17 protein-coding genes are annotated in these 17115 nt (G+C 56.8%); 13 read left to right on the plus strand and 4 right to left on the minus strand.

Annotated elements, in window-relative coordinates:
* From ABIE64_RS01750 to ABIE64_RS01785, 8 genes are all read left to right on the plus strand, one after another.
* A complete protein-coding gene (locus ABIE64_RS01750; RefSeq protein ID WP_354376470.1) occupies positions 1 to 840 on the plus strand; it encodes a carbohydrate ABC transporter permease in 840 nt (279 codons plus the stop codon).
* Positions 841 to 877: 37 nt separating this feature from the next.
* A complete protein-coding gene (locus ABIE64_RS01755) occupies positions 878 to 2506 on the plus strand; it encodes an alpha-glucosidase (RefSeq protein WP_354376471.1) in 1629 nt (542 codons plus the stop codon).
* Positions 2507 to 2532: 26 nt separating this feature from the next.
* Complete coding sequence (locus tag ABIE64_RS01760; protein ID WP_354376472.1) at positions 2533 to 3663, plus strand: ABC transporter ATP-binding protein; 1131 nt, start codon at positions 2533 to 2535, stop codon at positions 3661 to 3663.
* A gap of 149 nt (positions 3664 to 3812) precedes the next feature.
* Positions 3813 to 5318 (plus strand): glucose-6-phosphate dehydrogenase, encoded by a 1506-nt coding sequence (zwf, locus tag ABIE64_RS01765; RefSeq protein WP_354376473.1) that lies wholly within the window; start codon positions 3813 to 3815, stop codon positions 5316 to 5318.
* Positions 5319 to 5322: 4 nt separating this feature from the next.
* A complete protein-coding gene (gene pgl, locus ABIE64_RS01770) occupies positions 5323 to 6117 on the plus strand; it encodes a 6-phosphogluconolactonase (protein ID WP_354376474.1) in 795 nt (264 codons plus the stop codon).
* 5 nt (positions 6118 to 6122) lie between these two features.
* Positions 6123 to 7961: a phosphogluconate dehydratase gene (gene edd / locus ABIE64_RS01775; RefSeq protein ID WP_354376475.1), complete on the plus strand. Its 1839-nt coding sequence runs from the start codon at positions 6123 to 6125 to the stop codon at positions 7959 to 7961.
* Positions 7961 to 8899, plus strand: a complete 939-nt coding sequence (gene glk / locus ABIE64_RS01780; RefSeq protein ID WP_007090844.1) for a glucokinase — start codon at positions 7961 to 7963, stop codon at positions 8897 to 8899. Before edd ends, glk begins: the two co-directional genes overlap by 1 nt.
* Before the next feature lie 22 nt (positions 8900 to 8921).
* Complete coding sequence (locus ABIE64_RS01785) at positions 8922 to 9563, plus strand: bifunctional 4-hydroxy-2-oxoglutarate aldolase/2-dehydro-3-deoxy-phosphogluconate aldolase (RefSeq protein WP_007090845.1); 642 nt, start codon at positions 8922 to 8924, stop codon at positions 9561 to 9563.
* 1276 nt (positions 9564 to 10839) lie between these two features.
* On the opposite strand, the gene ABIE64_RS01790 is transcribed toward ABIE64_RS01785, so the two are convergent.
* Complete coding sequence (locus tag ABIE64_RS01790; protein ID WP_007092259.1) at positions 10840 to 11073, minus strand: hypothetical protein; 234 nt, start codon at positions 11071 to 11073, stop codon at positions 10840 to 10842.
* A 151-nt stretch (positions 11074 to 11224) separates the two neighbouring features.
* On the opposite strand from ABIE64_RS01790, the gene ABIE64_RS01795 reads away from it, so the two are divergent.
* Positions 11225 to 12094, plus strand: a complete 870-nt coding sequence (locus tag ABIE64_RS01795; protein ID WP_354376476.1) for a LysR family transcriptional regulator — start codon at positions 11225 to 11227, stop codon at positions 12092 to 12094.
* A 130-nt stretch (positions 12095 to 12224) separates the two neighbouring features.
* Here ABIE64_RS01795 and ABIE64_RS01800 read toward each other — a convergent pair whose 3' ends face one another.
* Complete coding sequence (locus tag ABIE64_RS01800; RefSeq protein WP_354376477.1) at positions 12225 to 12470, minus strand: hypothetical protein; 246 nt, start codon at positions 12468 to 12470, stop codon at positions 12225 to 12227.
* Positions 12471 to 12597: 127 nt separating this feature from the next.
* Here ABIE64_RS01800 and ABIE64_RS01805 point away from each other — a divergent pair, with 127 nt between their 5' ends.
* From ABIE64_RS01805 to ABIE64_RS01820, 4 genes are all read left to right on the plus strand, one after another.
* A complete protein-coding gene (locus ABIE64_RS01805; protein ID WP_354376478.1) occupies positions 12598 to 13473 on the plus strand; it encodes a LysR family transcriptional regulator in 876 nt (291 codons plus the stop codon).
* Positions 13474 to 13586: 113 nt separating this feature from the next.
* The gene (locus ABIE64_RS01810) at positions 13587 to 14141 is read left to right on the plus strand and encodes a sigma-70 family RNA polymerase sigma factor (RefSeq protein WP_354376479.1); all 555 of its coding nucleotides are present in this window, start codon (positions 13587 to 13589) and stop codon (positions 14139 to 14141) included.
* On the plus strand, positions 14138 to 14869 hold the full coding sequence (locus ABIE64_RS01815) for an anti-sigma factor (protein ID WP_354376480.1): 732 nt from the start codon (positions 14138 to 14140) through the stop codon (positions 14867 to 14869). The genes ABIE64_RS01810 and ABIE64_RS01815 overlap by 4 nt, the downstream gene beginning before the upstream one ends.
* Before the next feature lie 132 nt (positions 14870 to 15001).
* The gene (locus tag ABIE64_RS01820) at positions 15002 to 15436 is read left to right on the plus strand and encodes a DUF7282 domain-containing protein (RefSeq protein WP_354376481.1); all 435 of its coding nucleotides are present in this window, start codon (positions 15002 to 15004) and stop codon (positions 15434 to 15436) included.
* A 56-nt stretch (positions 15437 to 15492) separates the two neighbouring features.
* Here the strand turns inward: ABIE64_RS01820 and ABIE64_RS01825 are convergent, their stop codons facing one another.
* Positions 15493 to 16506, minus strand: a complete 1014-nt coding sequence (locus tag ABIE64_RS01825; RefSeq protein ID WP_007092252.1) for a nickel/cobalt transporter — start codon at positions 16504 to 16506, stop codon at positions 15493 to 15495.
* Positions 16469 to 17107, minus strand: coding sequence for a DUF1007 family protein (locus tag ABIE64_RS01830; protein ID WP_007092251.1), 639 nt, complete (start codon positions 17105 to 17107; stop codon positions 16469 to 16471). The genes ABIE64_RS01825 and ABIE64_RS01830 overlap by 38 nt, the downstream gene beginning before the upstream one ends.
* Positions 17108 to 17115 lie beyond the last annotated feature (8 nt).

Below are 17115 nucleotides of genomic sequence, written 5' to 3' on the forward strand. Positions count from 1 at the left end.
ATGAACCGCAATGTCAAATCCCTGATGATGAAGGCAGGGTTCTATCTTCTGGTGGCGGTGATCGTGATCTTTGCCGTTTTCCCGTTCTACTATGCGACCCTGACCGCGTTCGAAACCGGGTCTGCGCTGTTTGACGTCAATTATCTGCCGGAAAGTTTCAGTTTCTCGAACTATCTGTCGGTATTCGAAGGCCAGCCGTTCGGTCGCAACATCTTCAATTCGATCTTTGTCAGTGTGATGGTTGTGGCCCTGTCGCTTCTGATGGGGGTAACGGCATCCTATGCGCTTGCACGGGTTAAATTTGCCGGACGCGGCCTGTTGCTGGTGACGATCCTGTCGGTGTCGATGTTCCCGCAGGTCGCGGTGTTGTCGGGGATGTTCGAACTGATCCGGGCGGTTGGGCTTTATAATTCGATGTTCGGGCTGGCGATTTCATACATGATGCTGACCCTGCCATTCACGGTCTGGATATTGACCGCCTTCATGCGCGAATTGCCCCGTGAACTTGAAGAAGCCGCCGTGATGGATGGGGCAAGCCCCTGGACCGTGATTACGCGCGTGTTCCTGCCGGTCATGTGGCCTGCCATGGTGACCACCGGGCTTCTGGCCTTCATCATGGCATGGAACGAATTCCTGTTTGCCCTGACCTTTACCCTGACCAATGAACAACGCACCGTGCCGGTTGCCATCGCCCTGATTTCCGGGGCCAGCCAGTTTGAAATGCCATGGGGCAATATCATGGCGGCATCGGTGATCGTGACGGTTCCGCTGATTGTTCTGGTTCTGATTTTCCAGCGTCGCATCGTGTCCGGCCTGACCGCCGGGGCTGTCAAAGGCTGATGCGGCTTCTCGTCCCACATGACCTAAGGTGACTTAAATGGCTTTGGCCGGAAATCCTGACTGGTGGCGCGGTGGCGTCCTGTATCAAATCTATCCGCGCAGCTTCTTTGATTCCAACGGCGATGGTATTGGCGACCTGCCCGGGATTACCCAGAAACTGGATTACATTGCCGATCTGGGCGTTGATGGCATCTGGCTGTCGCCATTCTTTACCTCGCCGATGAAGGATTTCGGCTATGACGTGGCGGATTACCGCGATGTCGATCCGATGTTCGGGACATTGGCCGATTTCGACCATCTGGTTGAAAAGGCCCATTCGCTTGGCCTGCGTGTCACCATTGATCAGGTTCTGTCGCACAGTTCCGATCAGCATGCCTGGTTCAAGGAAAGCCGGTCATCACGTGATAATCCCAAGGCCGACTGGTATGTCTGGGCTGATCCCAAGCCCGACGGCACGCCGCCCAATAACTGGCTGTCGATCTTTGGCGGTTCGGCATGGAAGTTCGATACCACCCGGCAGCAATATTACATGCACAACTTTCTGGTCAGTCAGCCGGACCTGAATTTCCATAACCCGGATGTTCAGGCCCAGTTGCTTGACGATGTGGAATTCTGGCTGCGTCGTGGGGTGGATGGTTTCCGGCTTGATACCGCCAATTTCTATGTCCATGACGCGGAATTACGTGATAACCCGCCATGGGTTCCGGGCACCCACCGGCCCGAAGGCGCGCCAAAGGAAAATCCCTATACCCGCCAGATGCATGTCTATGACAAGACACGCCCGGAAAATATCGCGTTCCTTAAAAAACTGCGCGCGGTTCTTGATAAATATCCGGGGGCAACGACGGTCGGTGAAATCGGGTCGGACAATTCGCTGGCGACGATGGCGGAATATACCGCCGGGGGCGACAAGCTTCACATGGCCTATACGATCAATCTGCTCGAAAGCCCGCTTGAAACGCCGCTGATCCGCGGGATGTTGCGCAATGTGTTTGACGTTCTTGGCGACGGTTGGCCGTGCTGGGCGGTGTCGAACCATGATTTTGTCCGGGTCGCGACCCGTTGGGGCAAGGACAAGGGCGGCGATAATGATGCGCGCCTTCGCATGATCCCGGCCCTTTACACCACATTGCGTGGCACGCCCTGCATCTATCAGGGGGAAGAACTTGGCCTTGAAGAGGCCGTCGTGCCCTTCGAATTGTTGCAGGATCCCTACGGGATTGAAATGTGGCCGGAATTCAAGGGGCGCGATGGATGCCGGACCCCGATGCCGTGGATGAATGCCAATATCCCCCATGGTGGTTTCACCACAAGCGATACGCCGTGGCTGCCGGTCCCCCAGGATCACAGCGCGCTTGCCGTGGCCGAGCAGATGGATGATCCCAACTCATTGCGCAGTTTCTATCGTGATCTTCTGGCGTGGCGTAAAATCCATCCGGAAATCATCGATGGCGATATCGAGATGCTCGATATCGATGACAATGTCATTGCCTATGCCCGGATGGCGGGCGTGGTCCGGACCATTTGCGTGTTCAACACTACACCCGATGCCCGGACCGTGACCTTGCCCGGCCGCTCGGATGCGAATTTCGCCCTTAACAGCGGATCGGTTACCGGCAATCAGCTTTCGCTGCCGGGCTGGGGCTTTTATTTCGGAACGATATAAATCGACAAGTCGAGGGAGGAACCCGCATGTCGGAAGTGGTTCTTAAGCAGGTTAAAAAACGTTTCGGTCCAATCGAAACTATTCATGGTGTCGATCTGAACATCCGCGATGGCGAGTTTTGTGTGTTTGTCGGCCCGTCGGGATGTGGCAAATCGACCTTGCTGCGCCTGATTGCCGGGCTGGAAGATATCAGCGACGGCGAACTTTCCATTGGCGGCGATGTCGTCAATGACAGGGCGCCAAAGGATCGTGGTGTTGCCATGGTCTTTCAGTCCTACGCGCTTTATCCGCATATGACAGTCTATGAAAACATGGCGTTCGGCCTTGATCTTGCGAAAAGAAGCAAGGACGAACAACGTGAACGCGTGATGGCTGCGGCCAGGGTGCTGCAACTTGAAGAATTGCTCGACCGCAAGCCAAAGGAACTTTCAGGTGGGCAGCGTCAGCGCGTCGCGATTGGCCGGGCGATTGTACGCAAGCCGAAAGTCTTCCTGTTTGATGAACCGCTGTCGAACCTTGATGCCGGTTTGCGCGTGCAAATGCGCATCGAATTGACAAAACTTCATGAAAAATTGAAGTCCACGATGATTTATGTGACGCATGATCAGGTCGAAGCCATGACAATGGCCGACAAGATCGTGGTTTTGCGGGCCGGTTCGGTCGAACAGGTCGGGACCCCGCTTGAACTCTATCATCACCCGCAAAATCAATTTGTTGCGGGCTTTATCGGGTCGCCTAAAATGAACTTTGTTCCGGCGGTTGTGATGGGGGTTTCGCAACAAACTGTTACGGTTAAACTGGATTCCGGTAAAGAGGTGATGCTGCCTGTTGATGGCAGTGGTCTTGACGCCGGAGATCGTGTAACAGTGGGCATCAGACCGGAACATTGCAGCCTTGCCGATCAGGACACGGCAATGCTGTCAGGAACGGTCGAAGTGGTTGAACATCTGGGCGAGGCGGGTCTCGTCTATGTGCAGGCCGATGGGGACGAACTGTTTGTTGCCCGTGTCACGGGTGATACGGCAATTGTAACAGGATCATCCATCGGCATTCATGCCCGGGTGGAAGATTGCTATCTGTTCGATCAGAACGGACAAGCCAGACGGCGCCTTGATGTGGATAACGAACCGCTCAGAGCCCAGCTGGCAACAGGATAGGCGGTGGCGGGGAAAACCCGACGCCTGCCAACACGGTAAATACCGTGGCCCGGTCGTTTGCCAGAGCCCTTCGGGCTCGGGATCCCACCTTTACGACGGGGAGGAAACGAGTGAGAGCAAAGCAGTTCGCTTGGAAGGCTTAGGGCAAGATGACACAAACGACGACGCAGCGCCAACGGCTGAAGCATCGTATCGCTGATATCGTGATTTTCGGTGGGACCGGAGATTTGGCGTTACGCAAACTTTTCCCCGCACTTTACGAAATGGAACGTACCGGGCGTTTTGACGATACCACCCGTATTTTCGGTGCATCACGTAGCGAACATTCCGATGAAGAATTCCGCGCCAAGCTCGAAGAAGCCGGAAAAAAATACATTCCCAAAGGCGAATTTGACGCCAAGGTCTGGAAAAAATTTGCCGCACGCATCGCCTATGTTCAGGTATCCGCGGGGGATGAAACCGGGTTTAAAATCCTGCATGAAAAGCTTTCCGATCAGCCGGATCGGGACCGTGTCTATTATTTCTCGACCAGCCCGTCGCTGTTTGCCGATATGGCCTTTAACCTCAAGAAAGCCGGTCTGGTAACGCCCAATTCGCGCGTTGTGCTTGAAAAGCCGCTGGGCCACGATCTTGAAAGCTGCCGTGAAATCAACGGCCAGATCGGCGAAGTCTTCGAAGAACACCAGATTTTCCGTATCGACCATTATCTTGGCAAGGAAACGGTGCAGAACCTTTTGATCCTGCGCTTTGCCAATGCCATGTTCGAACCGCTGTGGAACAGCGCGCATATCGATCATGTGCAGATCACGGTTGGCGAAGAAGTCGGCGTCGAAGGGCGCTGGTCCTATTATGACGATGCCGGTGCGATGCGCGACATGGTTCAGAACCATATGTTGCAGCTACTCTGCCTTGTCGCGATGGAAGCCCCGCATGTTCTGGATCAGGACGCGGTGCGCGATGAAAAGGTCAAGGTGCTCAAGGCGCTGAAACCGATCAACGATTCCAATATCGACAGTGCCACCGTGCGCGGCCAGTACCGCAATGGTGCCGTTGGCGGCAAGGAAGTCCCGGGCTATCTTGAAGAAGAAGGTGCCAATATTGACAGCACCACCGAGACATTCGTTGCCATCCGGGCCGAACTGAATAACTGGCGCTGGGCCGGGGTGCCGTTCTATCTGCGGACCGGGAAACGCTTGCCGAAACGTCATTCGGAAATTGTCATCCAGTTCCGCGATGTGCCGCACCAGATTTTCCCGCTGGCAAAATCAATGACCAATTATCAGGCCAACCGCCTTGTTCTGCGTTTGCAGCCTGATGACGGCATCCATCTGGTTCTGAATACCAAGAATCCGGGGCCGGGTCTTGTGCGCCTGCGTCCGACCGCGCTTAACCTGTCCTTTGCCGAGGCGTTCGGCGGGCGCAGCCCGGATGCTTATGAACGTCTTTTGCTCGATGCGATTGATGGCAATAACACGCTGTTTGTTCGCCGTGACGAGCAGGACATTGCCTGGCAGTGGGTCGATGCCATTCAGGAAGCATGGCAAAGCAATCACATCACGCCCAAGGGGTATACCTCGGGCACGTGGGGGCCTTCGGCGGCAATTGCGCTGATCGAGCGTGACGGCCGGACCTGGAACGAAGAAGCCGGGTTCTGATGACATGCGGGTCGCCTTGTCTTTTGGTATGGCGACCTTGCGTGACGATGAACCGGTTCCCAATTTTCTGGACGAAGACATGACAAACGAACGCATTTTCCAAAGCGGCGATGACATGCTTGCGGCCATGGTCAAGGAAACCGTGGAACGTCTTGAATTCGCCATTGCCACCCGCGGCCATGCCAGCATGGCGGTGGCCGGTGGACGTTTTCCCAAACCGCTTTTTGAAAAACTCTCGACCGTCAAACTGGATTGGTCAAAAGTCACCGTCACCCTTGGCGATGATCGCTGGGTGGGGCTGGATGACGATCAGTCAAACGAAAAGCTGGTTCGCGATCATTTCCTGATCAACGAGGCCCAGCATGCGCGTTTTGTGTCGCTGAAAACTGGCGATGCCAATCCCGAAGACGCAATTTCAACGGTTTCAAGCCGCCTTCGCACCGATCTGAACTGGCCGCTTGATATCGTGTATCTGGGCATGGGGGATGATGGCCACACGGCATCCCTGTTCCCGTCATCCGCGCCCGATGCCCTGCAAAAGGGACTTTATCCCGCCCATGGCGAACTGGTTGCCGCCGCGCGCCCGACCGTATCCCCGGTCCCGCGCATCAGCATGACTTTGCCCGCCATCCTTAATGCCCGGTATATTGGCATCCATATTACCGGACAATCCAAATGGTCGACCTTTGAAACCGCGAAAAACGGCACCGAGATCGAAGAAATGCCGGTTCGCGCAATCTTGCAGCAGACTGACATCCCCGTCGATCTGTGGTGGAGCGCCGAGAACCCGAAAGGCTGAACCCCATGAAACGTGAATTAGAACAGATTACCAAACGCATCATCGAACGTTCCAAGCCGACCCGCGAGGCATATCTGGAACGGATCGAAGCCGCCGCGTCCGACCGTCCGCATCGCTCATCCCTGTCGTGCGGCAACCTTGCCCATGCGTCTGCGGGCTGCAGTGCGGCGGACAAGGAACGCATCAATGGTGACGAAGGTGCCAATCTGGGCATCGTGACATCCTATAACGATATGCTGTCGGCCCATCAGCCATTGGGCGTCTATCCCGACCGCATCAAAAAGGCCGTGTTCGAAGCCGGGGCAACCGCACAGGTTGCCGGTGGCGTGCCCGCCATGTGCGATGGCGTGACGCAAGGCCGTCCGGGCATGGAGCTGTCGCTGTTTTCACGTGACGTGATCGCGATGTCGACGGCGGTATCGCTGTCGCATGATGTGTTCGATGCAGCCCTTTATCTTGGTGTCTGCGATAAAATCGTACCGGGTCTTGTCATGGGCGCACTTGCCTATGGTCACATTCCGGCGGTGTTTGTGCCAGCCGGTCCGATGCCGTCCGGTTTGCCCAACAATGAAAAGGCCCGCATCCGTCAGCTTTACGCGCAGGGCAAAGTCGGTCGCAAGGAGCTTCTTGAAGCCGAAACCGCGTCCTATCACAGCCCGGGGACCTGTACCTTCTATGGTACGGCGAACTCCAACCAGATGCTGATGGAAATCATGGGGCTGCATTTGCCCGGTGCGGCGTTTGTTAATCCGAACACCGATCTGCGTGATGCCCTGACCGAAGAAGCCGCCCGTCGTGCGCTTCAGATCACCAAGCTTGGCAATGATTACCGTCCGGTTGGCAAAATTCTCGATGAAAAGGCTTTTGTGAACGGCATTATCGGTTTGCTTGCGACCGGTGGATCGACCAACCATACCCTGCATCTTCCGGCGATGGCCCGTGCCGCAGGGATCGAACTTCGTTGGGAAGATTTCGATGAATTGTCGAAACTTGTGCCCTTGCTGTGCCGCGTTTATCCGAACGGGCAGGCCGATGTGAACCATTTCCACGCCGCGGGCGGCATGGGCTTTGTGATCAGCGACCTTCTGAAAAACGGTCTTCTGCATCCCGATCTTCAGACCATCCATACCGGTGGCATGGCGGCCTATGGCACCGAGCCGTATCTGGATAATGGCAAATTGTCGTGGCGTGATGCCCCGGCCACCAGCCATGACGAGGAAATCCTGCGCCCGACCGAAAAGGCGTTTAGCACCGATGGCGGCCTTCGCATGCTGGCGGGGAACCTTGGCCGTTCGGTGATCAAGGTATCGGCGGTGAAGCCGGAAAACCGCGTGATCGAAGCCCCGGCGGCGGTCTTTACCTCGCAGGAAGAAATGATGCAGGCGTTCAAGGACGGCAAACTGCATCGCGACGTTGTCTGTGTTGTGCGTTTCCAGGGGGCGAAGGCCAATGGGATGCCGGAACTTCACAAACTGACCCCGCCGCTTGGCGTGTTGCAGGACCTTGGTTACAAGGTCGCCCTTGTCACCGATGGTCGCATGTCGGGTGCGTCGGGCAAGGTCCCGGCGGCAATCCACGTCACCCCCGAAGCCATGATGAATGGTCCGATTGCCAAGGTAAAAGACGGCGATATCGTGCGTCTGGATGCCGAAACCGGCGAACTGATCCTGAACGTGACCGAGGCCGAGCTGGCCAAGCGCGACTTTGCGACCTTTGATAACAAGGCCGAACATCAGACCGGTTTCGGTCGTGAATTGTTTGGTGTGTTCCGCGAACATGTCGGACTGGCCGAAATGGGGGCCAGTGCGGTGCTTCCGGGGGCTGTCGAGGTCGAGGTAGCATAATGCGGCTGGTTGGTGATATCGGCGGTACCAACGCCCGCTTTGCCTGGATTGACGAAAATGGAAATCCGCAATCACCGATGACATTGCCGGTCCGCGATTATGCGACCATCGGCGATGCCATGCGCGATTTCATGGTGAAAACCGATTGCGCGGATCTGAATGAATTTGCGGTTGCCGTGGCCTGCCCGGCATCCGCAGATATCATCAAATTCACCAATAACCCGTGGGTGTTTTCCAAGGACGCGCTCAAGGCCGAATTTGGTCTGGATCGTCTGGTGGTGGTCAATGACTTTACCGGCCTTGCGATGTCCGTGCCCTATCTTGGCGACGAAGACCTGATCACGCTGTTTGATGGTCCGGGGCGCCCGGGATTGCCATTGGCGGTGATCGGAGCGGGCACCGGGCTTGGCGTTTCGGGGCTTCTGCGCCATGACGATCACTGGATTCCGATCCAGGGCGAAGGCGGCCATGTGTCACTGCCCGCCGTCGATGATCTTGATTATGAAATCGTCAAATTCCTGACGGCTGAACTGGGCCGTGTGTCGGCCGAACGTATCCTGTCGGGGATGGGGCTTGAAAACCTTTATCGTGCGCTTGCCGCCATTGACGGGATCGACGTCACACCGCTTAGTGCGGCGGAAATCGTTGAAAATGCCATGCAGAAAAACGATCCGCTTTGCCTTAAGGTGCTGGATCGGTTCTGTCTGTTCATGGGCGGGGTGGCCGGTGATCTGGTCCTGACGCTTGGCGCGTTTGATGGTGTGTTTATCGGCGGCGGCATTGGTCCGCGGATTGCCGGTTTTATGAAACAAAGCGGCCTTAAGGATCGTATGATCGCCAAGGGCCGTTTCCATGATTTGATGAATGATGTGCCGGTGCGCCTGATGACGGCGAAATACCCGGCCCTGATCGGTTGTGCCAAAATTTTGACGGCCTGACCGATAAACTGGAGGATACCCAATGAGCCTTTCGTCACGCGAAATTCTGTCCAAGGCCCCGGTCGTACCGGTTCTGGTGATCGAAGACGCCAATGATGCCGTTCCGCTTGCAAAGGCGCTGGTGGCCGGTGGTTTGCCGGTGCTTGAAATCACACTGCGCAGTGCCGCGGCCGAAGAAAGCATCAAACGCATCATCGCCGAAGTGCCAGATGCGATTACCGGTGCGGGCACCGTGATCAATGCCAAGCAAATGGAACGCATGGCAAAAATCGGCTGTGCCTTTGCCGTGTCGCCTGGCCATACCAAAAGCCTTCTGAAGGCGGCCAAGGATACCGGCGTGCCGTTGCTTCCGGGGGCCGGAACCCCGTCCGAGATCATGTATCTGCTTGAACATGGTTACGACATGCTGAAATTCTTCCCCGCCGAACAGCAGGGCGGTGTTTCAATGCTCAAAGCCCTTTCCGGCCCGCTGCCGCAGGTCAAATTCTGCCCGACGGGTGGTGTGTCGCTGGCAAACCTTGGCGATTATCTGGCCCTGCCAAACATCATCACCGTGGGTGGTTCATGGGTGGCCCCCAAGGACGCGGTCAAGGCCGGTGACTGGGCCACCATCACCCGCCTGGCACAGGAAGCGACTGACAAGGTTGCCGAATTGCGCGGCTGATTGGCCGGGATAAACGACCACAAAAGGAGCCCGGTTCGGGCTCCTTTTGCGATGAGGGCTTTGGCGGGGGAATAGGATGATCATGCCCAAGGCATTGATAAATATTGTCTTCTCGCTGTACTGAGCTTTGATTGGGAACTTTTTCCGGTTTTCTGGAAGATAGTTCTTGATTTGTTCTTTATGTTGTGGCATAAAGATAAAGTCAACAGGACAAATGGGTCCGGAGACAAAACCCGCAAAGCGTGATTCGCTTTTGCGGGTTTTTTGCGTTTCGGGCGGCAAAACAGGAATGAGACGATGGCAGGGCAGCGATCTGACGCGATGACATGGCGGGGGTGGTGTCGCCAAAGGAGCATCTCTGGCGCATGGAAAAGCCATTACGGCGGTGGTGCGTCCGGGCCGTAAGGACCTTGGATATTTGCGAAAAACGGGTGTTTATCATGACGGGAGAAATGTGCCCTTGGGGCAAGGGCGTTTGTTCGGGGCAGCGATAGCCGGGGCGAGGCGAAGTTCGTCCGGTCCGTTTAGTCCAGTCCTCCGGTCGGTGAAGTGTGACAATGCCGAGAAACAGCGGGCCCGAATTGCGCCTGGATTGGATCGGCACGGGATCGACTGGCCGGGATTGGCAGGCAGGATCGGTTGTCAGCGGGCTGGTAGACCGTTTGGCGATGCGAAAGGGCGGTGATCGATGGCGGGAGTTGTGTGCCTGCCATGCGGCAACGTGTGGCCCTTGGGGTGAGGTGCGTTTCGGGTCAACCAAGGGCGGCGGGTGTTTGTTCGGGGCAGCGGGGGCCGGGGCGTGGTCCGTCCGGGCGGTGGCGTTTGGCGATGCCGGGGGCAGCAGGTTTGGCTTGGTGGGATTGGGTCGTTTGCCAAGAGCGGCTGGCGGGATCGGTTGCCAGCGGGCCGGTGGAGCATTCGGACATGCCGAAAGGTCGGTCATCTCTGGCGGGATTTGTGCCTGTCACGCAGCAACGCCGTTGCCGTTTGGGGTGAGGTGCGTTTTGAGGTCAACCGAGAGCGATGGGTGTTTGTTCGGGGTAGCGGGGGCCGTCCGGGGCGCGGTCCATCCGGTCGGTGGCGTTTGGCGATGCCGGGGGCAGCGGAGTGCAGACCCGGAAACCCTATCCCGTTGAAATGGAATGGATTCCCGTCTTGTCATTCGCGGGAATGGCGATCCGGTTGGGAGGGCCTTGCCGGTTGGGAGGGCTGTGTCAGCGGTTCGGGAGCCCGGTATGGGCTCCCTTTTGTTTGCTGGTGGTGCGAGGGACGGTCATCAGACAATGCGCGTGACGCGCCACTGGTTGCCGTCAAATGTGCGTTGCAGGCCGACATCGCGAAGCTGATCGTCACTCAGATGCGCCATCACCTCGCGTTCGTTTTTGCGTTTGCGGGCGTCGAGCGAATAGCTTGCGATCTTGTTGATGAGGCGGCCAAACGGGACGCGGTTGGCGATCGGGTCGGTGCGGATGTCGAAGTCCTGTGCTTTGGTCGGGGTCTGATAGGCCATGATGTCCTCCTGATTTTCCAAAAGGTCGTGTTCTGTTGATGACCTGATCCTCTCATATGCAAAATAAAACGGGAATTTGGTTGTTTTGCAGATTTAATGTGCAAAAATAAACGGAACTGCCAAGGCCCGATCATATGGACTGGTCAAGTACATGAACTGGAACGATTTGCGTTATTTCCTGATCCTTGCCGAAGAAGGCAGTCTTTCGGGGGCTGCGCGACGGTTGCGCAAGGAGCACACCACCGTGGCGCGGCGGATCGAGGCGCTTGAAGAGGCGGTGGGGACCAAGCTGTTTGATCGTCTGCCGCGCGGCTGGCAACTGACGGCTGCGGGGCAGAACCTTGTGCCGGTGGCCGAACGGGTCGAGGCAGAGGCGCTTGGCTTTGAACGGCAGGCCAGGGGCGATGAAGCCGCCCACGGTGTGGTGCGGATATCCGTGCCCCCGGTCGCGGGGCGGGTTTTGTTTGCGCCCCGTCTGGCGCAATTGCTGACCGCGCATAAGGGGCTGGAATTTGAAATTATCGGTGCGTCCAACGTGGTCAATCTGGCCCGTCGGGAAGCCGATCTTGCGGTGCGCATGATTACCCCGCGCGAACCGGGCCTGATTACGCGCAAGCTGGTCGAACTGGGGGTCGGTCTTTATGCTGCACGCGGATATCGTGACAGCGTCCCCGAACAGGATTGGGAATTCTGCGGGTACGAGGACACGTCCTATGGGGCAGCCAAAAAGGAATGGGTGCGTAATATTATGGGGCGGGAATTGCCCTGCCGGTTTCGGGCCGATGATACGGAATCGGTGCGGCAATTCATCGCGGCCGGGCACGGGGTCGGGGTGTTGCCGCGCTACCTTGCCGATGGCGACGACCGGCTTGAACTGATCCGGGCCGATACGGCGGGCGAAAGCCGCGAAACCGCATGGCTGGTTGTGCATCCCGATATGCGCCGGTCCCCCGGTGTGCGGCTTGTCATGGATGCCCTGATCAAGGCCGCCGACAGCATTTCGGCAGAATTTCAGGTGTGAAAAACAAAAAGAGACCCCGTGTGGGATCTCTTTTGCTGCCTGAGGGAGGCATATCAAAGCGTGTCGATTGCCGGGTAAAACAGGGATCACAATCCCCTGATATTGTACGGCCGCTTTGAATTCGATGTAATCACCACATTTTTTCGCGCAGGCTGCCATCCTGGGTGCGCTCCAGACCCATATCGCGCAGTTGGTATTCATTAAGTCGCATCAGAGCCGCATCGGTTTGATGGCTTTTAAAGGCTCTGATCACGAAATCGGCGGCGGCGCGAAGTAGGCGGCCAAGCGTCAAGGTCTTGAAATTCGCCGATTTCTTTGCACGATTGCCCATGGTTTCGCATGCCGTGCGTGCTTCCAGGCTGACTTGTCCGCTCATCATCTGACCTCCTGTGCCACGAATGTTTGATGTCGATGCACAGACTTTCTCATGCGCATAAAAATCACGTAATCCGATTAATTTGCGCTATAGTTGTGCAAATTTGCGCAAGTTGGGGCGAGGCATCATGAACTGGAATGATCTGCGATATTTTGTTGTTCTCGCTGCTGAGGGAACACTTTCCGGTGCGGCAAGACGCCTTAAAAAGGATCACACCACCGTAGCACGCCGGATCGAAGCCCTTGAGCAGGATCTGAATTCCAAACTGTTTGATCGACTGGCAACCGGATGGACTCTGACCGAGGCGGGGGAAAATCTTGTGCCCGTGGCGACCAAGATCGAAGAAGACGTTCTGGCGTTTGAACGGCAGGCACATGGCGACGAGACCGCCTATGGCGTGGTGCGTATCTCGGTGCCGCCGGCTGCGGGGCGGCTGCTTTTTGCGCCGCGTCTGGCCGAGGTGCTCAAAGATCAGAAACATCTGCAATATGAAATTCTTGCATCAAGCATTGTCGCCAATCTTGCCCGGCGCGAAGCAGACGTTGCCGTGCGCATGGTGCAGCCCGACCAGAACGGTTTGGTGGTGCGCAAATTGACCCATCTGCGGATGGGTATCTATGCCTGCCGGGGATATTGCGAACAAACCCCGCCTGATGAATGGGAATTTTGCAGCGAAGAACGCAATTCCCGTGGCGAACGGCAACAGGCATGGGTGTGGAAAAAACTGGGGCGGCAATTGCCTGTCCGCGTCCGTGCTGACGATACCGAAACAGTGCGATCCTTTATCGTCGCCGGATATGGATTGGGTATTCTGCCGCGCTATATCGGGGACGAGGATCAGCGCCTTGAACTTGTCCTGCGCGATGATGACTGCGAGATCAGCAGACCGGTCTGGATGGTGGTCCATCCCGATATCCGTCGATCACCGGCGGTGCGCATCGTGATGGATGCGCTGGTGCGCGCGACCGAGAACATCAATCCGGAATTTAAACACGGGTTTTAGTGATCAGTATGCCAGAACCTTTCGTAAAAATTTATGGCTTGGGAACAATCATCTCGAAAAAATGATACATCGGTTCGCCGCAGGGTGGCGGCGGACGTCAATTGGCGGATGGCATGGGGACATCAACCCGGGATCTGGAACAGCTTCTGGCGCGTGCGGCCGATGGCGACATGGACGCCTTCGGGCAGCTTTATCATGCGACATCGGCGAAACTTTTCGGCATTGTCCTGCGTATCTTGAAGAACCGGGCCCAAAGCGAGGATATCCTGCAGGAAATCTATGTGAAGGTCTGGGAACGTGCCGGGGATTTTGAACCCAGGCGTGCATCAATCATCACCTGGATGGCAACGATTGCGCGGAACCGGGCGATTGATGCGCTGCGTCGTGACAAGCGTCATGAGGTGGTGGTGGATGATTTCGATATCGACCAACTGGCCGATCATGATGATCTGTCGGTTGCCGATGATGCCGAACGCAATGATGACCTGCGCCAGCTTGAATTCTGCCTTGGCGGGCTCGATGATGATCGCCGCACAATGGTCAGGCTGGCCTATCTTGACGGATTTTCGCGCGCCGAACTGGCAGAACGATTTGCCCAGCCGGTCGGCACGATCAAGACATGGCTGCATCGCAGCCTGAAACAGTTGAAGGAATGCCTCGGATCATGACCGACCGGGAAGATATCGACATGCTGGCGGCGGAATATGTGTTGGGAACGCTTGATCCCGACATGCGCCGCCTTGTCGATGAACGCCGGTCAAACGAGGATGACCTGAATGCCGCGATTGCCGATTGGGAAAAACGCCTGTCGCCGTTAAATGCACATTACCGTGATGAAATGCCGACGCGTGATCTGTTTCCCGGTATCCGTGCGCGGATAGAAGGGGCCCGGATCGAGAGGGCGTTTGTGCAGGCGGATAATATTGTCGAAATCGATCTGCTGAAACGCAAACTCGCCCGGTGGCGGATCGGGACATTTGCCACCGGTGCACTGGCGGCAAGCCTGATGGTGGCGGTGCTGGTATCGGATTTTGCCGCCCCGGTTTCGGATCGGCAATTTGTCGCCGTCTTCCACCGTGACGATACCCAGCCCGCCTTTGTTATGAGCATTGATCTGGATACCCGTGCGGTGATCATCCGCCCGGTTTCGGCAACATTGCCCGAAGGCAAGACCTATCAGTTGTGGATTGCATCCGATGAGTTGGGCCCGGCCCCAAAATCGCTGGGTTTGCTTGAAAACGCATCCGTGCCAACAACCCGGTCGCTGGGGGAATTTGATCCGGCCCTGCTGCGCAATGCGACCTTTGGCATCAGTCTGGAACCCGAGGGCGGTTCGCCCACCGGGCGTCCGACCGGTCCTGCCATTCATGGTCGTCTGATCCCGGTCGAACACTGATTTCAAAAAAAAATTTCCCGGTCTGAAACCCGGCCTGTCTAGTCTGCGTAGCTTCGATGCGCGCAACACAGTGCGACACGAGCGGACGGCAGCAAACAGCCCGTCCCGGTTTAACAGACAAGGAGACTTCACATGCTGGTGACCAAGAAAATGGTCGGTATTTTCGGTGGGGCTTTGATGGCCGGTGCCTTGAGCGCCGCCATTCCGGCGGCGGCCAACGCCATGGGGCCGATGGTCGAGGCGATGGATCAGGATGTTTCGGGCGGAACCGTCAGTGCATCGAAAATCATGGCCGGTGAAAATGGCTGGCTGGTGGTGCATCGCACCGATTCCGAGATGAAGCCGGGCCCGGTTGTCGGTTATGCGCCGCTTAAAAAGGGCGAGAATATGGATGTTACCGCCATTTTGCAGGAACCGGTCAAATCCGGTGAGATGCTGATGCTGATGATCCATTCCGAACAGGGCGGCATGAAAACCGGCTATTTCGAATATACGCTGGGTGCCAAGGAAGACGGCCCGATCAAGCCGGATGGCAAACTGGTGATGAAGGTCGTGACCGCCCAATAATCTGGTTGGCAGTTTAAATCAAACGGCTCGCAAGCGACCTTGCGGGCCGTTATCTTTTACAGCCAGCCAAGCTGCCGGGCGGCCGAAAGCAGTAGCAACAGGCCAAACAGCGTAATCAGGGCGGCCCCTGTCAGGCCAACCCCACGCCGAAGCCAGCCCGAAGTGCTTTCCGACACAGTGAAAAGATGCTGGGTGCCGGTGCGAATGCCGATGGCCGCCAACCCGATCAGGCTGATGGTCAGTGCCACCCCGAGTGCCATGGCAAAGGCCGATGCAACCCCGATCAGGAACAACCCGTTGGCCAGCGTAAACAGCAGCACCAGTATCGATCCGGTACAGGGACGCAGGCCGACCACGACACCGCTTGCGATCATCTGCCAGCGCGATTTGATCGGGGCGTGGTTGTGGTCATGATCGTGATGATGGTGCGCATGATCATGATGATGATGGGTGTGATCATGATGGTGATGATCATGCCCGCCGTGATCGCAACAATCATCACGCCCCTGCAAGATGCGGATACACATCAATCCGCCCAGCCCGGCAATCAGGGCATAGGATATGGCTTCCAGTACCAGTCCGTTTTGCGTAACCGCCGCCGGGCCGAGATTAAGGATCAGGGTCAGCGAGCCGACAAGGACAATCGCCGTCACCGCCTGAACGGCTGCAATCAGGCTGCCCATGGCGACACCCTGTTTCCAGCCGGCATCGCGTGACAGGAAATAGGTGGTGGTGACCATCTTGCCATGGCCGGGGCCCGCAGCGTGAAACACGCCATAGGCGAATGAAAGCGCGATAATGGTCAGCCCCGGCCACCACGCATCGCCGGTTTTGGCACTGCGCAATGTTGCGGTCATCTGCCGGTTAAGCTGCGTCTGGATCACCACCACCTGACCGACAATATCCGATAGCCATCCCGGCAGGCTGATCAGGCTTTCGCCATCATTTTGTGTCGTCTGATCGGGGGCATTCGGGGCCTGTTCGCTGCTTGTGCCGCGGCCCAGAAGGTTGCTGGCCTGGGCAAAGGCCGGATTACTCGGCAGAAACGAAATCGCCAGCAGAAAGGCCATGATCAGAGCCGGCATCCGCAACCTGTTTTTCGCAGGCAAGGTCGGCGCGGATCGGCGAAACCAGATCAAAATAGATGCGGTTCTTTTCATCTTCGCTCATTTCATAGTGGCATTTGAGATGGCGGTTGCCGCGAAACAGGATCGGATCGACCTGGGTGAAGGCAACATCAATATAGAATTCCGCATCATAGACCGACAGGGCAATCGCATCTTTTATCGGATCAAGCGGTTCTTTAAGCGTCAGGGTGAAATCGTAACTTACCCGGCGATCATCGGTGATATCGGCCTTGAAGTCCGTTGCGTCGGCAAATGTCACCAGTTCCTCGTTCCGGCGCAGGTGGGTGAGCCAGGAAACTTCGGAAAGCAATGCAAAGGCATTGTCGTGAACATCGGTGTTTTCTGCGTCAAAGAATCGCAAATCGTGATTTTTGTCGAACTGGTCGATCAGGGTCAGGCTGAACAGATCATCAAATACCCAATGCAGCCGGATCGCGGTGATTTTGTCATCTTCAAAAACCATCTGTGCATCGGCATCGATCCAGACATGCGGATGGGCCGATGCGGGCATGCCCGATCCGGCCCAAAGGACGGATGCGAGCATACCGGCGG

This window comes from Thalassospira sp. MBR-102, from assembly GCF_040549275.1.
Classification (GTDB): domain Bacteria; phylum Pseudomonadota; class Alphaproteobacteria; order Rhodospirillales; family Thalassospiraceae; genus Thalassospira; species Thalassospira xiamenensis.

Bases quoted from the DNA above. Each gene is read 5' to 3' on its own strand.
- glk (WP_007090844.1), top strand. From the start codon at position 7,961: ATGCGGCTGGTTGGTGATATCGGCGGTACCAACGCCCGCTTTGCCTGG.
- ABIE64_RS01830 (WP_007092251.1), bottom strand. From the start codon at position 17,107: ATGCTCGCATCCGTCCTTTGGGCCGGATCGGGCATGCCCGCATCGGCC.
- ABIE64_RS01790 (WP_007092259.1), bottom strand. From the start codon at position 11,073: ATGGCCTATCAGACCCCGACCAAAGCACAGGACTTCGACATCCGCACC.
- ABIE64_RS01795 (WP_354376476.1), top strand. From the start codon at position 11,225: ATGAACTGGAACGATTTGCGTTATTTCCTGATCCTTGCCGAAGAAGGC.
- edd (WP_354376475.1), top strand. From the start codon at position 6,123: ATGAAACGTGAATTAGAACAGATTACCAAACGCATCATCGAACGTTCC.
- ABIE64_RS01760 (WP_354376472.1), top strand. From the start codon at position 2,533: ATGTCGGAAGTGGTTCTTAAGCAGGTTAAAAAACGTTTCGGTCCAATC.
- ABIE64_RS01800 (WP_354376477.1), bottom strand. From the start codon at position 12,470: ATGAGCGGACAAGTCAGCCTGGAAGCACGCACGGCATGCGAAACCATG.
- ABIE64_RS01820 (WP_354376481.1), top strand. From the start codon at position 15,002: ATGCTGGTGACCAAGAAAATGGTCGGTATTTTCGGTGGGGCTTTGATG.
- ABIE64_RS01785 (WP_007090845.1), top strand. From the start codon at position 8,922: ATGAGCCTTTCGTCACGCGAAATTCTGTCCAAGGCCCCGGTCGTACCG.
- ABIE64_RS01825 (WP_007092252.1), bottom strand. From the start codon at position 16,506: ATGGCCTTTCTGCTGGCGATTTCGTTTCTGCCGAGTAATCCGGCCTTT.
- pgl (WP_354376474.1), top strand. From the start codon at position 5,323: ATGCGGGTCGCCTTGTCTTTTGGTATGGCGACCTTGCGTGACGATGAA.
- ABIE64_RS01805 (WP_354376478.1), top strand. From the start codon at position 12,598: ATGAACTGGAATGATCTGCGATATTTTGTTGTTCTCGCTGCTGAGGGA.
- ABIE64_RS01810 (WP_354376479.1), top strand. From the start codon at position 13,587: ATGGGGACATCAACCCGGGATCTGGAACAGCTTCTGGCGCGTGCGGCC.
- ABIE64_RS01755 (WP_354376471.1), top strand. From the start codon at position 878: ATGGCTTTGGCCGGAAATCCTGACTGGTGGCGCGGTGGCGTCCTGTAT.
- ABIE64_RS01815 (WP_354376480.1), top strand. From the start codon at position 14,138: ATGACCGACCGGGAAGATATCGACATGCTGGCGGCGGAATATGTGTTG.
- zwf (WP_354376473.1), top strand. From the start codon at position 3,813: ATGACACAAACGACGACGCAGCGCCAACGGCTGAAGCATCGTATCGCT.
- ABIE64_RS01750 (WP_354376470.1), top strand. From the start codon at position 1: ATGAACCGCAATGTCAAATCCCTGATGATGAAGGCAGGGTTCTATCTT.